The sequence below is a fragment of the Phyllobacterium endophyticum genome (assembly GCF_003010935.1).
Lineage (GTDB): Bacteria > Pseudomonadota > Alphaproteobacteria > Rhizobiales > Rhizobiaceae > Phyllobacterium > Phyllobacterium endophyticum.
Genome location: NZ_PGGN01000001.1, coordinates 528,237 through 546,454, shown reverse-complemented (window position 1 = coordinate 546,454; position 18,218 = coordinate 528,237). Strand labels below are relative to the sequence as shown.

Below are 18,218 nucleotides of genomic sequence, written 5' to 3'. Positions count from 1 at the left end.
TGTTTCCGACTGAACCGTCGAAGGAACCCGCGAATTTACCCGTCTATGTGCCGATCGGTTCGATTCTCAAACCGTGAATGTCGATGGATGATCGTCGCAGTGGCGCTTAAATATCAATTGTTCGGCGTATACCGTCGTGAAACCTGGTCTTGGGTGACCAGTTCAAAAGCTTCATGGCCATGCTGATGTCAAGACTTGCTACGTCGACGTCGGTCTTGCGTGTGTCGACATATTCTCGCTCGAAGCGATGGCCTGTCACGTCCTCTATAGTCTCGACCACTTCCATGACTGAGCGGACCTCGCCACTGCCAATGTTGAGAACGAGCCTGGGACTGCCCGGAAGAAGTATCGCTGATGCGACCGCATCTATGAGATCGTCGATGTAGATGTAGTCACGAAGGGCAGTCCCCTCACCAAAGATTCTTATCGGGAGATTCTTTCGCCAGTGGTCCAGGATCGCCGGGATCAATCCCTGTCCCTTGCGGAACATCTGACCAGGTCCGAAAGGATTGGCCACACGCAAGATGATGTACTCCAATCCGCTCACGTGGCCATGCATCTGAATGTATTTCTCGACGACCAGCTTCGTCAGACCATGGGAGTTTATTGGGTTGGTGGGGTTCGTTTCGGGTGTCGGGATCACCGCACCGGGACCATAAACCGTGCCGCCGGACGAGAGGAAAATGTACCGTTTGACGCCGGCCTTGATGCAACTCTCAAGAAACTGAACGTGAGGTACGACGTTTTCGGCAATGTCAGCAATCGCATGGTCATTCTTCATGCCAGGGCTGGAAGTCGACACCAACTGTACAACCGTACTCAGGTCCTGAAGGGTTGAAGCCATATCAAGAGCTTGACGGAAATCCGCCTGAACGAATTCCGTTTTCCCAGCCAAACCGCGTATGAAATCGGCTTCGAACTTCCGTGAGACCGCCCGTGCAGGAATACCTGATTCGGCCAGTCTCCGTACGAGATGGCGTCCAATAAATCCGTTAGCTCCGTAAATTCCTATCATCAAGCTATCCTAAGGCGATCCCGGGGGTTTCTTGGAGGCAATTACATCCGGTTTGTCTGATTTGTACCATATCAAAGACCCTATTCCCCAGCGTGAAGGTACGACAAGAGCACTGGCTGGTGGTACTGGATCAACCTGCTCAAGACTTTGTCCTCGCCACCGAATATTGCGCCTGCCACATGCTCCTGATCGTCATTGCCACATTCCTCGCATGCGTGAACCGATATCGACCTGCAGTGTTCGCAGACCGGAACGTTCCGAAGCGGCTTGCCGCGCCAACGGCCATGCGACACATTCAAAATATTGCAGCAACGTCGCGGGGATGAATCGGGTACGTGACGCATAAACATGCCTGTCGCCCTGGGCATTTTGGCCGTGGGTAAAGAAGCGTTGCGGCACCACAAGATGAAGATTGTCCTTGGCGCGTGTCATGGCGACATAGAGCAGCCGTCTCTCCTCTTCGAGTTCCGCAGTGGAGCCGGTCCCGAGATCAGAGGGTATGCAGCCATCGACAACATTGAGCATATAGACCGATTTCCACTCCTGCCCCTTGGCCGAGTGAATGGTGGACAGGACCAGATAATCTTCGTCGAGCAGCGGCACGCCGGATTGATCGCTGGTGGCATCCGGCGGATCGAGCGTCAATTCGGTAAGAAATCGTTCCCGGGACGAGTAGCCGCCTGCAATCTGCTGCAATTGCAACAGGTCCGCTTGCCGCATCGGCGCATCGTCGTGAATCCGCTCCAGATGCGGTTCGTACCAGAGCCGCGCCTGTTCGATCTCGTTTGGCCAATCCGCATTAGATGATCGCACCTGTTGCAGCATTTGCACGAAGTCTGTCCAATCCGCGCCGGCACGGGGCGGTGCCTGAACTTCGGAAAGAGCAGCAATCGGATCTGCACTGTCTGACATTTGATCGAGCACACGCTGGGCCGACGACGGCCCGACGCCGGGCAGCAGCAACATCAAACGGAACCCGGCTACGCGATCGCGCGGGTTCTGCACAAATCGCAGCGCAGCCAGCATGTCTTTCACGTGCGCGCTATCAAGGAATTTAAGACCACCGAACTTCACAAACGGTATGTTGCGGCGAGTCAACTCGACCTCGAGAGGTCCACTGTGATGCGAGGTGCGGAAAAGCACAGCCTGTTGTTTCAGCAGCGTACCGTTCTCGCGGTTCTCCAGCACTTCTTCCACTATGTAACGCGCCTGATCCGTTTCGTCACGAACAGTAACGAGGTGTGGGCGCGCAGATGATTGGCGCTCGGTCCACAAATTTTTGGTAAACCGCTCCGAAGCCAGATCGATGACGCCATTGGCAGCGGCAAGAATAGTCTGCGTAGAGCGATAGTTCCGGTCGAGCGTGATAATATTCGCTGACGGCGTAAACGCCTTCGGGAAGTCTAGAATATTGCGAACCGTAGCAGCGCGAAAAGAATAGATGGACTGGGCGTCATCCCCAACGACTGTCAGACCGCGCCCCTCGGGCTTCAACGCCAGAAGAATGGAAGACTGCAGGCGGTTCGTGTCCTGATATTCATCCACCAATACGTGGTCGAACCGTCCGCTCATGTCCTCCGCAAGTATAGATACAGTGGCTGCTTGCGCCCAATATAGAAGAAGATCGTCGTAATCGAGCACGTTCTGGGCCTGCTTGGCTTCGACATAGGCAGCAAACAGCTGCCGCAGCTCGGTATTCCATGCCGCGCACCAGGGAAAGAAATTCTTGAGCACCTCTTCGAGAGGCGTCTCTGAATTGACGGTACGGGAATAGATCGAGAGGCAGGTGCCTTTGGTAGGAAACCTGCTTTCCTTCTTGGAAAACCCCAGTTCATGCCTGACGATATTCATCAAATCGGCAGAATCCTCGCGATCGTGAATGGTAAAATCCACGCCGAGGCCGATCTGCCCGGCATATTCGCGCAAGAGCCGGGCGCCAATGCCATGGAACGTACCGGCCCATTCGAGAGCATCGACCATGACACCTGATTTAGCACCAAGTACTTGATTACAAATACGTTCTACACGCCGTGACATTTCCGCGGCAGCCCGGCGCGAAAACGTCATGAGCAGAATCCGGCGCGGATCGGCTCCGTTTACGATGAGATGGGCGACACGATGAGCAAGCGTATTGGTCTTGCCGGAACCCGCACCAGCGATGACGAGCAACGGTCCGGCGTCCTGTCCGACGCCGAACTCGACGGCCATGCGCTGCTCGGCGTTAAGTTTATCCAGATAGGCGCTCATGTATTCCCCAACGGCAGCTTTCCGAATCGGCTGCGAACAGAGAGTGAACGTAGCATTGCCAACGATAATTGGGAAGGTCGTAAACCGGGGCCAAGTACCTCGATGAAACCATCGGCTCCGCGCAGCGTTGTACTGTCGATGGCACCAAGGGAGGCATGTTGCGCTTTGTACAAAAACAAAAAGAACATCGCTCTTGTCACCGGAAGGATGGCACCCATGGTCAATGATTTCGACGAAGACGATGAAGATGCTTGGGCAGTTCACAACTCTCAGGGTTGGTATGTGGCCGTATTTGCCACAGGCGTTATCGTGGCAGTGGTACTCGCATATTTCTTCTGAGTTGCCAGACTATCTTCAACCCGGTCTTTCTAAGAAATAGTAGCGAGTAGCAGGGTAATTGAACCACCCGGCACACCAGTGCACAGTGGCAAAGCTGATTTGACCCAGCAGAGGCCCGAAACTCGCCGGTTGTCCCCCACATCCAACCGGGTCTCTCCACGCAATTGCGCATGATCTTGATGGATTCAGACGAAAAAGACCCGCTCAAGACCGACTATGAGCCCTATCTGACCCCGATGCAGCCCTATATCGTGCTGTTCGTGGTGATAACGGTGATTGTGCTTTTTGCAGGATGGTTCTTCAGTCGCTGAAGATAAACGCTTCCGCTTCAAAGCACAGTCAAAGTAACTCACTCAACCGGCTGCACCTAAATTTCAACTATGTGGCGAGATTTTCGCGGCAAATTGGGCTGTTTTCGTTTGAAAACCTGGAAAAATGAGTCCAGGGCGATATTTTTCGGTTTGCTTCCGGTGTCAGATCCGGGCAAAGCCGAGGAAATATTGCGGCCCGTTGACGCTCGGCTGTGCCGGGACATTGCCTTCTTCCTGCTCCGGTGAAAAACTGGCCGCCTGTTCGCACTCTTGCAATGAGGCCCACCGGATCATCCGGTGCGGATATCCGATCCCCGGCATGTCAGACAACGACGAATCCAGCTCCTCGAGCGAGTCGCCTTACTGGCGGCAGAACCTCGTCGTCTGCCTGCTGGGCTCGTTCACGACGATTGTCGCGATGACTTTGATCCTGCCTTTCCTGCCGCTCTATGTTGAACAGCTGGGCGAAAAGGAACATGCGGCGATCGTGCAATGGTCCGGAATAGCCTATGGCGCGACGTTCCTGACCGCCGCGCTGGTCGCGCCACTCTGGGGAAGGCTCGCCGATCTCTATGGGCGCAAACTGATGCTCATTCGCGCCAGTCTTGGAATGGCGGTCGCAATGTCACTGATGGGCATGGCGACGGATGTCTGGCAATTGGTCTTCCTGCGGCTTCTGACCGGACTACTCGGCGGTTATGCGTCGGGATCAACCGTTCTCGTGGCAACACAGACACCGAAAGCTCGCACCGGATGGGCGCTCGGCACCCTCGCCTCGGGCATCATGGCCGGCAATCTCGTGGGTCCGCTGATCGGAGGGGCGCTGCCGCCGCTGATTGGAATTCGCCAAACCTTCTGGCTCGCCGGAGGCGTCATCTTCGTCACCTTCCTTGCGACGACCTTCCTGATCAAGGAAGAACGGCGCCCGGCAAGGTCGAAAACCGAGAAGCAAAGCGGCGGCTGGTCAGCCATTCCGGACAAGCGGCCCATCATCGTGATGCTGCTCGCTGGTATGCTCCTGATGCTCGCCAATATGTCCATAGAACCGATCATCACGGTCTATGTGGCACAATTGGTAGACAATCCCTCGCACATCACCATGGTTGCGGGTATCGTCATGTCGGCGGCAGCGCTTGGGAGTATCCTCTCGGCCTCGCGCCTCGGCAAACTGGCCGACCGCATCGGCCACTGGAATGTCATCGTTGCCGCCCTTGCCCTATCCGCACTCCTGCTCATCCCCCAGGCATTCGTGACGGAAGGCTGGCAACTCATATTGCTGCGCTTCCTGATGGGGCTTTCGCTCGGCGGGCTCCTGCCCTGCATCACCAGCGTGATTCGCCACAATGTTCCTGATCGCATTGCCGGGAACATCCTTGGCTATGCCACATCCTCGCAATATGCGGGACAGGTCGTTGGACCGCTGGCCGGAGGCTTTATCGGCGGACATTTCGGCATGCGCGCGGTTTTTCTCGGCACCTGCCTTATGCTTGGAGCCGGCGCGCTCTACGGCTGGCTGGCGCGACCGCGAGCGTCATGAATATTTCTTCAACTTGTCATGGAACCAGACTCAAACCAGACTCATTTTCATGATCGGTTCAGCGGCGCAAACTGCTGACATTCTGTCCGACATTATGGAGGAAATGATGAACGACAAGCGTTTTCCCATCCCGGTTATGATCACTATTGGAGCCGCAGGTCAAAGAGCGGTGACCAGCGTTTGGGAAGCGATTGAATGCCTGCGAAGTTACTGGCCAAGCACGAAGGGGCCAAGCTATCGCCGGGCCCTGCAAGCCTGCCTGGATGCGCTCGACGGTTGGAAACCAGCGCATAAGGCGCGGCACGCTTTTATCAGAGCAGCGCGGGAGGCGGGCGTATTTCTGGATCCGAGACTGCATTAGAGGTGCATAGGGTGCCGGTTTACCCTCCCCCTTGTGGGGGAGAAAGGATTTTCTTGGATTTAGTCTCTTTGCTAAATCCTTAGAAAATACAAGTGAGGGGGTAGCTCAGTGAGGCAAATCCCCTCTCTGGCGATTTCTAGCACTTGGCAAGGGCCAAGATGCTGAAATCGCTTTCCCCCGCAAGGGGGGAGATAATCGGCACCGTCAGCGAATATCTGCCCGAGCCCGCGGGCGTTTTTCATTCATTTCGTTGGAAAAGATCGCTGGCGGCAACGGCGGCAGGTCACGGATGATATCCGCACCTTTTTCGCCCATCATGATCGTCGGTGCATTGGTGTTGCATGAGGGGACGCGCGGCATGACCGAGCTGTCGCAGACGCGCAAGCCTTCAAGCCCGCGAACCTTGAGGTCAAGACCTACGACAGCCATCGCATCGGAGCCCATCTTGCAAGTTCCGACCGGGTGATGATCGGTCTTGGCATTGGCACAGCCATAGTTGAAAAGCTCCTCGTCCGTATTGTATTTCGGCCCCGGCAGGCGCTCCGCCATGACAAAGGGCTTCAACGCGGCCTGGCTCATGATTTCGCGTGCGAGCTTCAGCCCCTCGATCGACATCTTCCGATCGTGCGGATCGCTCCAGTAGTTCGGATCGATGAGCGGTGCCGCAGATGGATCAGCCGATTGCAACCGAACGGTGCCGCGCGAACGGGGATGCAGATAAGCGGAGTTGAGCGTCACACCGGCGTTCTTCAGCCGTTCGACACCCGCTTCGATTCCCGATCCAAGGCCGAGATGAAACTGGATGTCGGGCGAGCGCGCCTTGTCATCGGCATACCAGAAACCGCCAGTCTCGAAGAGGCTCGAAGCGACCGGGCCCGACCGGAACAGCACATATTGCAGCCCGGCCCACAGGGTACGATGCAGCTTGGCGACACCGTCATAGGTATGGTCGCCGGTACACTCGCAAATGACGAACAGGTCTAGATGGTCCTGCATGTTCTCGCCGACGCCGGGCAGATCATGCACCACCGGAACACCGACACTCTTCAAATGATCTGCGGGACCTATGCCCGATTGCAGGAGAAGCCTGGGCGAGCCTATTGCGCCTGACGTCACCAGCACCTCGCGATTGGCCAGGATGATCTCGCGCATATTATTGCGGATGGTTTCGACGCCGATCGCCTTCTTGCGTTCCACGACGATCCTGGAAACTTGCGTGCCGGTGCGGACGGTCAGGTTTTGCCGATCCTTGACAGGAGAGAGATAGGCCATCGATGCGGACGACCGGCGGCGGTCGCGCTGCGTCAACTGGTAGAAGCCGACCCCGCCTTGTGTCTTGCCGTTGAAATCATGATTATAGGGTATGCCAAGCTCCTGACCGGCACGAATATAGGCATCGCAGATCGGCAAGGTGGCAGCGGGCATGGAAACGCCTAGCGGCCCGCCATAGGAATGATAATCGTCGGCAAAACGCTGATTGTCCTCCGCCCGTTTGAAATAGGGCAGGACATCGCGATAGCTCCAGCCTTTGCAACCATCCTCGCTCGCCCACAAATCGTAGTCGGTTGCATTTCCGCGCGTGTAAAGCTGGGCGTTGATGCTCGATCCGCCGCCGATGACCTTTGCCTGCGTGTAGCGAAGCACACGATTTTTCATGTGCTTTTGCGGCACGGTTTCCCAGCCCCAGCTGGCGACGCCCTTGGTCATCTTGGCGAAACCCGCAGGCATATGGAAAAGCGGGTTCCAGTCTCCGCCGCCCGCTTCGAGAAGCAGCACGGATACTTGAGGATCTTCGCTCAGGCGATTGGCAAGAACGCAACCAGCCGGTCCAGCGCCAGTAATGATGTAGTCGTAGGTCATCGTATCGAGCCTCTAAAGCCTGCCTATCGAAAGAGCGCCATCGGCATTGATGACGGAGCCGGTGGCGAAGTTGAAGTCGCCGCTGGCGAGTGCGGCAACGATGCGGCCGAGATCTTCCGGCTCGCCCCAGCGTTTCATCGGCACCAGGCCTTCAGCGATAAGCTTGTCGTATTTCGCCGCAGCGACTGCAGTCATATCGGAACGGATAATGCCGGGGCGCACATCGAAGACGCTGACGCCCTGATCCGCCAGGCGCAGGGCGAGGCCCTGGGTGAAGGCAGCCAAAGCCGCCTTCGTCATGCAGTAATCGAGCCGTTCCGGCGAGGTCATCGCGGCGGAAACAGACGTGATGTTGATGATCGAACGCGGACGGGACGTCTGCTTTTGCGCCAGCATCATTCTTAATACTGCCTGGGTGAAAAACACAGTTCCGCGCAGATTGATGTTAAAAATTGCATCGTAGTTAGCTGGCTCAAGATCAATGAAATCTCCCCGGACTTTGGAGCCGATACCGGCATTGTTGACAAGGCAATCGATTTGGCCGAATTTTGCGATGGCGGTCTCGACTGTTGCGCAATGGCTTGAAAGGTCAGCTATATCCGACGGGATGAAGATGGCCCTGGCACCAAGCTTCTCGAGCGTCTCGATTGCCGATTGACTGGCGTCGTCATCGACAATGTCGGTGATCGCGAGGTCGAAGCCCTGCGACGCCAAGGCTTCTGCTATGCCTAAGCCAATGCCGCGGCGAGCGCCCGTTACGATGGCGACTGGTTTCCTCATGCCAGTTCCTTCGAAACGATGTGATCCGCCACACGCAATGCCTGCGCCGCAATGGTCAGCGCCGGATTGACAGCTGCGGAGGTTGGTAGGAAGGCAGCATCGACCACAAAAAGATTGGGATGCTCATAGGCGCGGCAATAGATGTCGAGCGGCGCCTTTGCCGGGTCCTCACCCATGCGGACCGTGCCGCATTGATGCGACGGGGTCTTCCGGTCGAAAGCCTTGGACAATACCAGCGGAAACCCGGCAGCGCGTAGCACCGACTTGATCTGCGCAACCAGCTTCAGGTGCGCAGGCCAATTGCTGCGGATCCATTCAAGGATGATCCTGTCGCCATCGACGCGAACGCGGCTTTCCGGCTTCGGGACATCCTCGCTCATCGCCAGGAAATCCACCGTGTGGGCGCAGAAGCGGTCGAGCATCCACTCCGGCACGAATTTCAGGTCGGACTTCAGCACCGGGCCGCTTATCCGCCCGAGCAATTGTGCATTGCCGAGGGGAGCCCCGCCCCTGCCATCGGAGAGATAGAAGTCGTTGAAGCCGAGCGTCTTCTGATAAACGCAATCATTGCAAAAGCGCGGATCGAAACCGATGACAGCGGAGAGATTGTGATTCATGAAATTGCGCCCCACCTGGTCGGACCGATTGGCCAGTCCGGCAGGGTTGGCATCATCGGCGGAACGCAACAGCAGCACAGCCGACTGGACGGCACCGGCGGAAAGGACGACAAGCCGGGGTTTGATGGCATAGGTTCTGCCGTCCTTTTCGTAATGCACGGCGGCGATGGTCTTGCCGTCCGGCGCAGCCTGCAGGCGCGTGACGCGGGAATTCGTCTGCAGACTGACATTCCCGTGCTTGAGCGCGGCCGCGAGGGCCGTGGTCTCGGCATCCATCTTGCCGTTATGGCTGTTGGGATGCGCGTCCCACGGCGTCTTTCCATGCGACAGCCACGTCTCGATATCGACGCCAAGCGGCAGGGTCGAGGGGTGGACGCCCGCCGTCGTCAGCCGCTCCCGCAGGGCAGCGATCGGCGCTTCGTCAGGAACCGGAGGGAAAGCATAGGGAGTGGAGTGCAGCGGTTCGGTCGGGTCCTCGCCCAGTTTCCCACGGACCTGAAACAGCGCTTCAGCCTTGCCATACCACGGCTCCAGTTCCTCATAGGGGAAAGGCCAGGCGGGCGACACGCCCTCAAGATGCTGCATTTCCTCGAAATCCTCGGAGCGATAGCGCGTCAGCACCGCCCCGTAGAATTTGGAATTGCCGCCCACATTGTAATAATTGCCGGGATTGAAGGCGCTGCCGGTCTCGTCGTACCAGTTTTCGAGGGGGCGGAAGAAGCCGCGCTGGAAGATCGCCCGCGGATCGCGATTTTCCGGGCGATCGGGCAAATGATCGCCGGCTTCAAGGATGAGAATATTCGCCCCGGAGGCGGCAAGCCCTGCCGCCATGGTCGCGCCGCCTATGCCCGATCCGATGATTACGATATCTGCGGCTGTGGCCGGTTGTAACTCGTGGCTCATGAGCATTCACCGTCCATGGCTGCGTTTCAGGCGCCGATACGCAATTGCGACTGCGGATCGAAGAACACTGCCTTGTCCAGGTTGAAGGCGAGCTGCGTCTTCTGACCGGGAACGATTTGCGCATCCGCACGCAGGCGGGCAACCACTTCCTTGCCGCCGAGCTTGGTGACCGCGAACGTATCGGAGCCCGCTGGCTCCACCACTTCGATCAGGCACTCGCCTTCCACCAGCGATCCGGCATTGCGGTCCGCGCCGTCCGGATCGGTCAAGGCTTCCGGACGTATGCCGAAGGTGACATCCTTGCCGGCATAGCCGAGAAGCGCGCTGTTGGTCTTCTTGACCGGCAGGCGCAGAGGCGCCGCATCGGGCCTTTCAAGCACGACCTGAAGGTCGGAAGCGCCGCCCTCGATCCTTGCCTTGAGGAGGTTCATGGCGGGAGAACCCATGAAATCGGCAACGAAGAGGTTGGTCGGATTATTGTAGATCTCGGCAGGCGTGCCGAACTGCTGCAACACGCCATCCTTCAGAACCGCGATCTTGCTGGCCAGCGTCATCGCCTCGATCTGGTCGTGCGTGACGTAGACGATGGTGGTCTTCATACGCTGGTGCAGGCGCTTGATCTCCGTGCGCATGTCGACACGCAGCTTGGCATCGAGATTGGAGAGCGGTTCGTCGAACAGGAACACCTGCGGGTTGCGAACGAGCGCGCGGCCCATGGCGACACGCTGGCGCTGGCCGCCGGAAAGCTGGCTCGGCTTGCGCTCGAGCAGATGGCCGATCTGCAGCATGTCGGCGACCTGCTTGATGGCCTTGTCCCGTTCGGGCTTCGGCACACCGCGGATTTCCATGCCGAAGGCGATGTTTCCGCCGACGGTCATGTTCGGATAAAGCGCATAGGACTGGAACACCATGGCGATATCGCGCTTGGAGGGATGCAGTCCACTGATCGACTTGCCGTTGATGGATATATCGCCCGAGGTGATCGGCTCCAGCCCGGCGATCGTGTTGAGCAATGTCGACTTGCCGCAGCCGGACGGACCGACGAGCACGAGGAAACCGCCCTCATCGATCTCGATGTTGATATCCTTGAGGATCGGCACGTTGCCGTAGGATTTGTGCAGGTCTTTGATCTTGAGAAATGACATTGATTTATCCCTTCACGGCGCCGGACATGAGGCCGCGGACGAAATAGCGTCCGGAAACGATGTAGACGATGAGAGTTGGCAGCGCCGCGAGAATGGCGCCGGCGAAATGCACGTTATATTCCTTGACCCCGGTCGACGAGTTGACGAGGTTGTTGAGCGCTACCGTCATGGGCGTGCTCGAAAAGCCGGAGAAGGAGGCACCGAACAGGAAGTCGTTCCAGATATTGGTGAATTGCCAGATGACGGAGACGACGATGATCGGTCCTGACGAGGGCAAAAGAATACGGCGGAATATCTGGAAGAAACTCGCACCGTCGATCTGCGCCGCGCGAACGAGCTCGGTCGGGAACGCCTCGTAATAATTGCGGAAGTAGAGGGTGGTGAAACCGAGCCCATAGACGATATGGACGAGGATCAGCCCCTGGATCGTACCGGCCATGCCGAGCAGCCCGAGCATGCGCGCCATCGGAATGAGCACGATCTGGAACGGGATGAAGCAGCCGAGCAGCAGCATGCCGAACATCAGGTTGGAGCCGCGGAATTTCCATTTGGTCAGGACATAGCCATTGAGAGCGCCGACGACAGTGGAGATGGCGACCGCAGGCACGACCATCAGGATCGAATTGATGAAATAGGGCCTCAGACCCGTGGGTTGCACGCCGATCTGCGCCGTCGACCAGGCGGTAAGCCAAGGCTGGATGGTCCATTCGCGCGGCGGCGACAGCATGCCGCCCTGGCGGATTTCCTCGAGTGGCTTGAGGGAATTGACCAGCATGACATAGAGCGGCAACAGGTAGTAGAAGGCGAATAGCAGCAACGCCGCGTAGATCAGAACGCGTGTCAGCCTGCCGCTGGAAATCGCATTGTCCGGGCTCTGGCCACTCATTTGTTGCCCCCTCTTATTTCCGAGTAGAGATAGGGAACGATGATCGAGAAGATCATGATCAGCATGATGATGGCCGACGAGGCGCCGATGCCCATGGAATTGCGGGTGAACGTATAGGAATACATGAACGTCGCGGGCAATTCGGTAGCCTGGCCCGGTCCGCCGCCGGTCAGCGCGATCACAAGGTCGTAGGCCTTGATCGCAAGATGTGCGAGGACGACGAAGGCGGACAGGAAAACCGGGCGCATCAGCGGGATGATGATGCGGCGATAGATGGTTCCGGTCGAAGCGCCGTCGATCTGGGCAGCCTTGATGATCTCGTTGTCGACACCGCGCAGACCCGCAAGGAACATGGCCATGACAAAGCCGGAAGATTGCCAGACGGCGGCGATGACCACCGTATAGATCGCCATCTTCGAATCCTTGATCCAGTTGAAGCGGAAACTCTCCCAGCCCCACTGGTGCATGGTATTTTCAAGACCGATGCCGGGATCGAGAAACCACTTCCAGGCGACGCCCGTGACGATGAACGAAAGCGCCATGGGATAGAGATAGACCGGCCGCAGAAAGCCCTCGATGCGGATCTTCTGATCGAGCAGAATGGCAAGCCCGAGGCCGATGACGGTGCAGACGATGATATAGAGCGAAGCGAAAATTCCGAGATTGGTGATCGCCCGCCACCAATGCGGCAGCGCCCAGAGCTTGCGGTAGTTTTCAAACCCTACGAAGCCATAGGATGGCAGCATCTTGCTGTCGGTAAAGGACAGGATGCCGGTGTAGGCGATGAAGCCATATACGAAAATCAGGACGATCAGAAAACTCGGTCCCAATACCAGTTTCGGTATCAGGTCCTGTATGCGGCTGCGGGCATCCATAGCCTCACCCCTCGAAATTTTACTTCATGTTGCCGCGATCCCTGTCGCGGGGAACCTGTCCGGGGCAATGTAGCCCCGGACAGAATGGCCGAACCTATTTTGCGGCTTCAACAGCCGAAACGAGTTCCTTGACTGCTTCTTCCGAGGTCAGGTCGCCGTTGAACTCACGGGTCACGACGTCGTAGATCGCGTTCTTGACAGCAGCCGGATTGGCATGGCCATGGGCCATCGATCCAAAGAGCGTGCCAGCCTTGTTGGCTTCGGCAAGATCCTTGATGGCCTTCTTGCCGCAATCGTCGAAGGCAGTATCCGGAACATCGGTACGCGCAGGGGCGGAACCCTTGACGACATTGAAGGCTGACTGGAAGGTCGGGCTTTCAATGGCCGACGCCATGACGAGCTGCGGCTTGAGCTGTGCGTCACTGACCTTGAACATGGCAAACTGGTCCGAATTGAACGTGACGGAACCCTGGGTGCCCGGGAAGCGCATGCAGACGAAATCCTTGCCTGGCACCTTGCCAGCCTTGATGAATTCGCCCTTGGCCCAGTCACCCATGAACTGCAGACCTGCCTTGTTTTCGATGACCATCGCGGAAGCAAGATTCCAGTCGCGACCGGAGAAATTGTCATCCACATAGGTACGCAGCTTGGTCATGCGGTCGAAGGCTTCCTTCATCTTGTCGCTGCCGAGAGCAGCGGGATCGAGATCGATGAAAGCCGACTTGTAGAAGTCAGTGCCGAGAGAAAGGACGACAGCATCGAAGATCGTCGCGTCCTGCCATGGCACACCGCCATGAGCGATTGGAGTGATGCCCTGCGCCTTGAAATTGTCGAGAAGAGCGATCAACTCGTCCCAGTTCGCAGGCTCCTTGCCGCCGGCCTTGTCGAGAGCCGCCTTGTTGATCCAGATCCAGTTGGTCGAGTGCACGTTGACGGGTGCTGCGATCCAGTGGCCGTCATATTTCGAGAACTTCTGCAGGGCGGTCGGGATCACGTCGTCCCACTTTTCCTTGGCAGCAACTTCATCGAGATTACCGAGGGCACCCTGTTTCGCCCAGTCGGTGATGTCGAAACCGAGCATCTGTACGGCCGTCGGCGGGTTGCCAGCGGTTACGCGGGCACGCAGAACGGTCATGGCTTCAGTACCGCCACCGCCGGAAACCGGCATGTCGGACCAGGTGATGCCCTTTGTTTCGAGATCCTTCTTGAGCACTTCCAGCGCCGTGGCTTCGCCGCCGGAGGTCCACCAATGCAGGACCTCGACGTTTTCGGCCGCGCGGGCCATCGTTGCTGTTCCGAGCAGCATCGCTGCAGCGGCAACAGTATTCATCAGCTTTTTCATAATAGTCCTCCCATGAGAAAAAAGAGATAAGATTTTAAATATCCGACCGAAGGTGCCCTAAGGTCCGGGGCATTCATACAATAGGCAGAATGGCTATTACAATCGATTTAACTGCGTGACCATACTACTTTCCTCCTACCCATGTGCATGTTCAGTGTCTTGGTTTCGGTGTAATCCTCCACCGCATGCCTGCCGAGTTCACGGCCGAGACCAGACTGCTTGTATCCGCCGAAGGGCAGCTCCGAGGCTCCATCCATGAACGTGTTCATCCAGATGGTGCCGGCGCGCACACGGCGACCCACTGTGAGACACGTATCGAAGTCCCGGCTCCAGACGCCGGCCGATAATCCGTAGTCGATGGAATTTGCGATCGAGACGGCATCGTCAAGCGTCTCGAATGTTAGCACAGACAGAACCGGCCCGAACACTTCTTCCCGCGCCACTGCCATATCCGGCTGAACGGCGGAAAGAATTGTCGGCGACAAGAACTGCCCCATGCCGAGATCGAGAGTCTCGCCGCCATGGCTTACATGGGCTCCGGCCGTCGCCGCGTTGCTGACATAGGTACTGATCTTGGCGAGGTGCTCTGGTGAGATGATTGCGCCGACCTTGGTTTGCGGATCAAGGGGATCTCCGACCCTGACCTCGCCTGCCAGCGCGGCAACGCGCTTTACGACCTCATCGGCAATGTCACGATGGACGATGAGGCGAGAACCGGCATTGCAGCATTCGCCGGCGTTGAAATAGGCACCGAAAACCGCCGCATCGATGAAATCATCGAGATTGGCATCGGGAAACACGATCTGCGGGTTCTTGCCGCCAAGTTCCAGCGAGACTTTTTTCAAGGTCTGCGCGGCGTTTGCCATGGTCAGCTTGCCAACGAGCGTCGAGCCGGTGAAGGAAACCATATCGACGTCCGGATGAACTGTCATCGGCGCCCCGACCTCCGCGCCCGTACCGGTGACGATATTGACCACGCCGGCCGGAACACCGGCTTCGAGGAGGATTTCACCAAGCACCAGCGTTGAACCTGATGTCAGTTCCGACGGCTTGACCACGGTCGTACAACCGGCCGCGAGGGCGAAAGGCAGCTTCTGGCTTACAATCAGGAATGGGAAGTTCCAGGGGGTGATGATCGAGACTACGCCGATTGCCTCGCGCAGCACCACGCCCAGAGTGGTGTCGCCAAGCGTGTTGTAACTTTCTCCATGCAAATCGCGGCCGAGCGCAGCCGCATAGCGCCAGATGTCGACAGCGCCACCGAGTTCGGCCTTGGCCTGAGAGATCGGCTTGCCGGATTCGATGCAATCGAGATAGGCGAGTTCACCCGAACGTGCGGCGATGAGATCGGCAGCCTTGAGAATGATGTTCGAACGCTCGGCGCCGGTCATTCTTGACCAGTGGCCATCGTCGAAAGCACGGCGCGCGGCGGTGATTGCTCTTTCCGCGTCTGCCTTCGTCCCTGCCTGATAGCGCGAGACCGCCACGCCATGACCGGGGCTCCTGCGCTCGATGACGCCGCCTTCCGCGCCATCGGTCCATTTGCCATCGATGAGCATCTGGAATTCGCGCACCTTGAAATTTTCGAGTGCCTGTGGCCGCACCAGAACTGTCATTACCATTCTCCCTTGAACACGGGCTCGCGCTTTTCGGCAAAGGCCGAAACACCTTCCTTGAGGTCCGCAGTTTTTGCCACGAGGATCGAGCCCAGAGCCTCGACCGCCGTTCCATTATCTTCGGCATTGGCTGAAGCGATCATCAGTTTTGCCACCTCCACGGCCGCCGGGCCGCGCCTGGCGACCCGCTCCGCATAGGCTTGCGCCGTGGCCAGTGCATCCCCGGTTTCCGCCACATGATCGACAAGGCCAAATGACCGGGCTTCGGCAGCGCTGAAAACTTCACCGCCCAGGACCATGCGACGTACGATCTGGGCACCGAAACGCCGGACGAGGCGCTGGGTACCGGACCAGCCGGGCACCATGCCGAGGCCGGTTTCCGGCAGGCCGAGCCTTATCTGCGTTTCGGCGATGCGAATATCGGCAGCGGCGGCGAGTTCGAGACCCCCGCCGAGCGCATGGCCGTTGAGAGCGGCAATGAGCGGCACGCGCAAGGTAGCCAGACGCTCGAAGACACGGTGGCCGAAGCGCACCCAGGCATGGCCGAACTCATTGGGCGTCATCGCCGCCCAGGCCTTGATATCGCCGCCTGCGGAAAATGCCTTGCCGGCGCCGGTGAGGATCGCGACCCGCACCTGCGCATTGGTTTCCAACGCATCGCATGCAGCGTCCAGTTGCTTCAACATGTCGAGGTCGAGGGCATTGAGCTTTTCCGGTCGCGACACGGTGATTGTCGCGATGTGCCCGGCAAAGGTGACTTCGATACGAGGATCAGCCATGGAGCGTCCTTTGCGGTTTCTGCGGCAGCTTCAGGCCAAGAGGCTGCGGTGCGAAAAGTTGCGCATCCATCACTTTGAGATCGGGCGCGACGATGAGCGGGAATTCCGACTGATCGAGAACATGCGCCTGCAGATCGACGCCAGGGGCGATTTCCGTCAGCACTACACCCTCCGGCCGAAGAACCATGACGCAGCGCTCGGTGACATAGGTGATATCCTGGCCCTGCTCGACGGCACGGCGGCCAGAGAAGGTGACGTGCTCGACTTGCCTGACGAGCTTCTTCAACTTGCCTTCCTTCTCGATGACCAGCTTACCATCCTCGACATGTACCTTCGCGCCGGCATTGAACATGCCGGAGAACACGATCTTGCGTGCCCTTGCGGTGATATCGACAAAGCCGCCGGCCCCGGCCGTCACGTGCGGACGGAAGCTGAGTTTCGACACGTTGACGGACCCCGATGCGTCGATCTCAAGGAATGACAGCAGCGAGGCATCGAAACCGGCACCCTGGAAATAGGTGAACTGATGCGGCGACGGCACAAAGGCCTCCGCGTTGGAAGAACAACCGAAGGCAAAGTCGAGCAGCGGGATACCCCCGACCGGCCCCTGTTCGATCACCCAGCTGACCGCGCCGTGCAGGCCTTCCTCAAGCAGGATACGCGGCACGTTTGCCGAAATGCCGAAGCCAAGATTGACGGCGCTGCCGGCTTCGAGTTCCGTGGCGACGCGGCGCGCAATGACTTTCTGGATGTTGAAGTCCGGAAGCGCAAAGTCTTCGAGCGGATGAAAAATCTCGCCGGAAATAGCGGGATCATAGAGCGTTTGCGTGGTCTGTTTCTGGTCGGGGTCAACCACGACGTAATCAACAAGGATACCGGGAACGCGCACATCGTGCGGCTTCATGGAACCGCTCTTGGTGATGCGCTTGACCTGCGCGATGACGATTCCGCCATTGTTTCGCACCGCGAGCGCCTGATCGAACCCGCCAAGATAGGCGCCTTCGTGCTCGTAGGTGAGATTGCCGCGCTCGTCGGCCGTGGTGGCGCGGATGATCGCGACCTGAGGGATGATGGGTTTGAAGAACAGCCATTCCTCGCCGCCGAATTCGACCTTGCGAACAACAGGATCCGCGGCAGCTGACGCATTCATGGCGCAGCCCTGCCGGTCAGGATCGACGAACGTATCAAGACCCACCTTGGTGAACACGCCCGGACGTTTTGCGGCGGCCTCGCGATGCATGTCGAAAAGAATGCCGGACGGAATATTATAGGCAGCAACCTCGTCATTGCCGATCATTTGCCAGATCAGGGGCGGTTCGGAACTCGAAGGACCTGACGGATAGGAGCCGCCGATGATTTTCTTCAAGAGGCCCTTCCTGGCGATGTGGTCGACACCCCTGATGCCGCTCATATCTCCCGCCGCTATCGGATGCAGCGTCGTCAGATCGCGCGGATGGCCGGTCGCATCGAAACGATCGCCGATGGCTTTCAGCATCCGATCCGGACAGCCGAGGCCGCTCGAAGACGATACCGAAACGATCGCTTCGTCGGGGATGAGGTTCGCGGCCTCTTCGGGGGTGATGTGCTTGTTCATGCTAGTTTCAT

General features: G+C 58.1%; 17 protein-coding genes. 4 read left to right on the top strand and 13 right to left on the bottom strand.

Going from position 1 to position 18,218, the window contains the following annotated elements:
* Positions 1 to 106: 106 nt before the first annotated feature.
* Entirely contained in the window at positions 107 to 1,015 is a 909-nt protein-coding gene (locus tag CU100_RS02630; protein ID WP_106714987.1) for an NAD-dependent epimerase/dehydratase family protein, read from the bottom strand.
* A gap of 192 nt (positions 1,016 to 1,207) precedes the next feature.
* Complete coding sequence (locus CU100_RS02625) at positions 1,208 to 3,262, bottom strand: ATP-dependent helicase (protein WP_106714986.1); 2,055 nt, start codon at positions 3,260 to 3,262, stop codon at positions 1,208 to 1,210.
* Between the two features lie 165 nt (positions 3,263 to 3,427).
* On the opposite strand from CU100_RS02625, the gene CU100_RS26685 reads away from it, so the two are divergent.
* Both CU100_RS26685 and CU100_RS26680 read left to right on the top strand, forming a co-directional pair.
* On the top strand, positions 3,428 to 3,601 hold the full coding sequence (locus tag CU100_RS26685; protein WP_170113710.1) for a hypothetical protein: 174 nt from the start codon (positions 3,428 to 3,430) through the stop codon (positions 3,599 to 3,601).
* Positions 3,602 to 3,771: 170 nt separating this feature from the next.
* Entirely contained in the window at positions 3,772 to 3,912 is a 141-nt protein-coding gene (locus CU100_RS26680; RefSeq protein ID WP_170113709.1) for a hypothetical protein, read from the top strand.
* A gap of 162 nt (positions 3,913 to 4,074) precedes the next feature.
* On the opposite strand, the gene CU100_RS26675 is transcribed toward CU100_RS26680, so the two are convergent.
* Positions 4,075 to 4,242: a hypothetical protein gene (locus CU100_RS26675; RefSeq protein WP_170113708.1), complete on the bottom strand. Its 168-nt coding sequence runs from the start codon at positions 4,240 to 4,242 to the stop codon at positions 4,075 to 4,077.
* On the opposite strand from CU100_RS26675, the gene CU100_RS02615 reads away from it, so the two are divergent.
* Both CU100_RS02615 and CU100_RS02610 read left to right on the top strand, forming a co-directional pair.
* The gene (locus CU100_RS02615) at positions 4,232 to 5,449 is read left to right on the top strand and encodes an MFS transporter (protein WP_106714984.1); all 1,218 of its coding nucleotides are present in this window, start codon (positions 4,232 to 4,234) and stop codon (positions 5,447 to 5,449) included. The two genes, CU100_RS26675 and CU100_RS02615, sit on opposite strands and share 11 nt — an antisense overlap.
* Positions 5,450 to 5,498: 49 nt before the next feature.
* Complete coding sequence (locus tag CU100_RS02610) at positions 5,499 to 5,810, top strand: DUF982 domain-containing protein (RefSeq protein ID WP_342588288.1); 312 nt, start codon at positions 5,499 to 5,501, stop codon at positions 5,808 to 5,810.
* Between the two features lie 204 nt (positions 5,811 to 6,014).
* Here CU100_RS02610 and CU100_RS02605 read toward each other — a convergent pair whose 3' ends face one another.
* The 10 genes from CU100_RS02605 to CU100_RS02560 form a co-directional block, all read right to left on the bottom strand.
* Positions 6,015 to 7,670: a GMC family oxidoreductase gene (locus tag CU100_RS02605; protein ID WP_106714983.1), complete on the bottom strand. Its 1,656-nt coding sequence runs from the start codon at positions 7,668 to 7,670 to the stop codon at positions 6,015 to 6,017.
* A gap of 12 nt (positions 7,671 to 7,682) precedes the next feature.
* Positions 7,683 to 8,450: a 3-ketoacyl-ACP reductase gene (locus tag CU100_RS02600; protein ID WP_106714982.1), complete on the bottom strand. Its 768-nt coding sequence runs from the start codon at positions 8,448 to 8,450 to the stop codon at positions 7,683 to 7,685.
* A complete protein-coding gene (locus CU100_RS02595) occupies positions 8,447 to 9,976 on the bottom strand; it encodes a GMC oxidoreductase (RefSeq protein ID WP_407070290.1) in 1,530 nt (509 codons plus the stop codon). The genes CU100_RS02600 and CU100_RS02595 overlap by 4 nt, the downstream gene beginning before the upstream one ends.
* A 20-nt stretch (positions 9,977 to 9,996) precedes the next feature.
* A complete protein-coding gene (locus CU100_RS02590) occupies positions 9,997 to 11,115 on the bottom strand; it encodes an ABC transporter ATP-binding protein (RefSeq protein WP_106714981.1) in 1,119 nt (372 codons plus the stop codon).
* Positions 11,116 to 11,119: 4 nt separating this feature from the next.
* Entirely contained in the window at positions 11,120 to 12,001 is an 882-nt protein-coding gene (locus tag CU100_RS02585; RefSeq protein ID WP_106714980.1) for a carbohydrate ABC transporter permease, read from the bottom strand.
* Positions 11,998 to 12,876, bottom strand: coding sequence for a carbohydrate ABC transporter permease (locus CU100_RS02580; protein ID WP_106714979.1), 879 nt, complete (start codon positions 12,874 to 12,876; stop codon positions 11,998 to 12,000). The genes CU100_RS02585 and CU100_RS02580 overlap by 4 nt, the downstream gene beginning before the upstream one ends.
* 94 nt (positions 12,877 to 12,970) lie before the next feature.
* Positions 12,971 to 14,218 (bottom strand): ABC transporter substrate-binding protein, encoded by a 1,248-nt coding sequence (locus CU100_RS02575; RefSeq protein WP_106714978.1) that lies wholly within the window; start codon positions 14,216 to 14,218, stop codon positions 12,971 to 12,973.
* A 107-nt stretch (positions 14,219 to 14,325) separates the two neighbouring features.
* Entirely contained in the window at positions 14,326 to 15,834 is a 1,509-nt protein-coding gene (locus tag CU100_RS02570) for an aldehyde dehydrogenase family protein (RefSeq protein WP_106714977.1), read from the bottom strand.
* A complete protein-coding gene (locus CU100_RS02565) occupies positions 15,834 to 16,613 on the bottom strand; it encodes an enoyl-CoA hydratase/isomerase family protein (RefSeq protein WP_106714976.1) in 780 nt (259 codons plus the stop codon). Before CU100_RS02565 ends, CU100_RS02570 begins: the two co-directional genes overlap by 1 nt.
* Entirely contained in the window at positions 16,606 to 18,207 is a 1,602-nt protein-coding gene (locus CU100_RS02560; protein ID WP_106714975.1) for an acyl CoA:acetate/3-ketoacid CoA transferase, read from the bottom strand. Before CU100_RS02560 ends, CU100_RS02565 begins: the two co-directional genes overlap by 8 nt.
* Positions 18,208 to 18,218 lie beyond the last annotated feature (11 nt).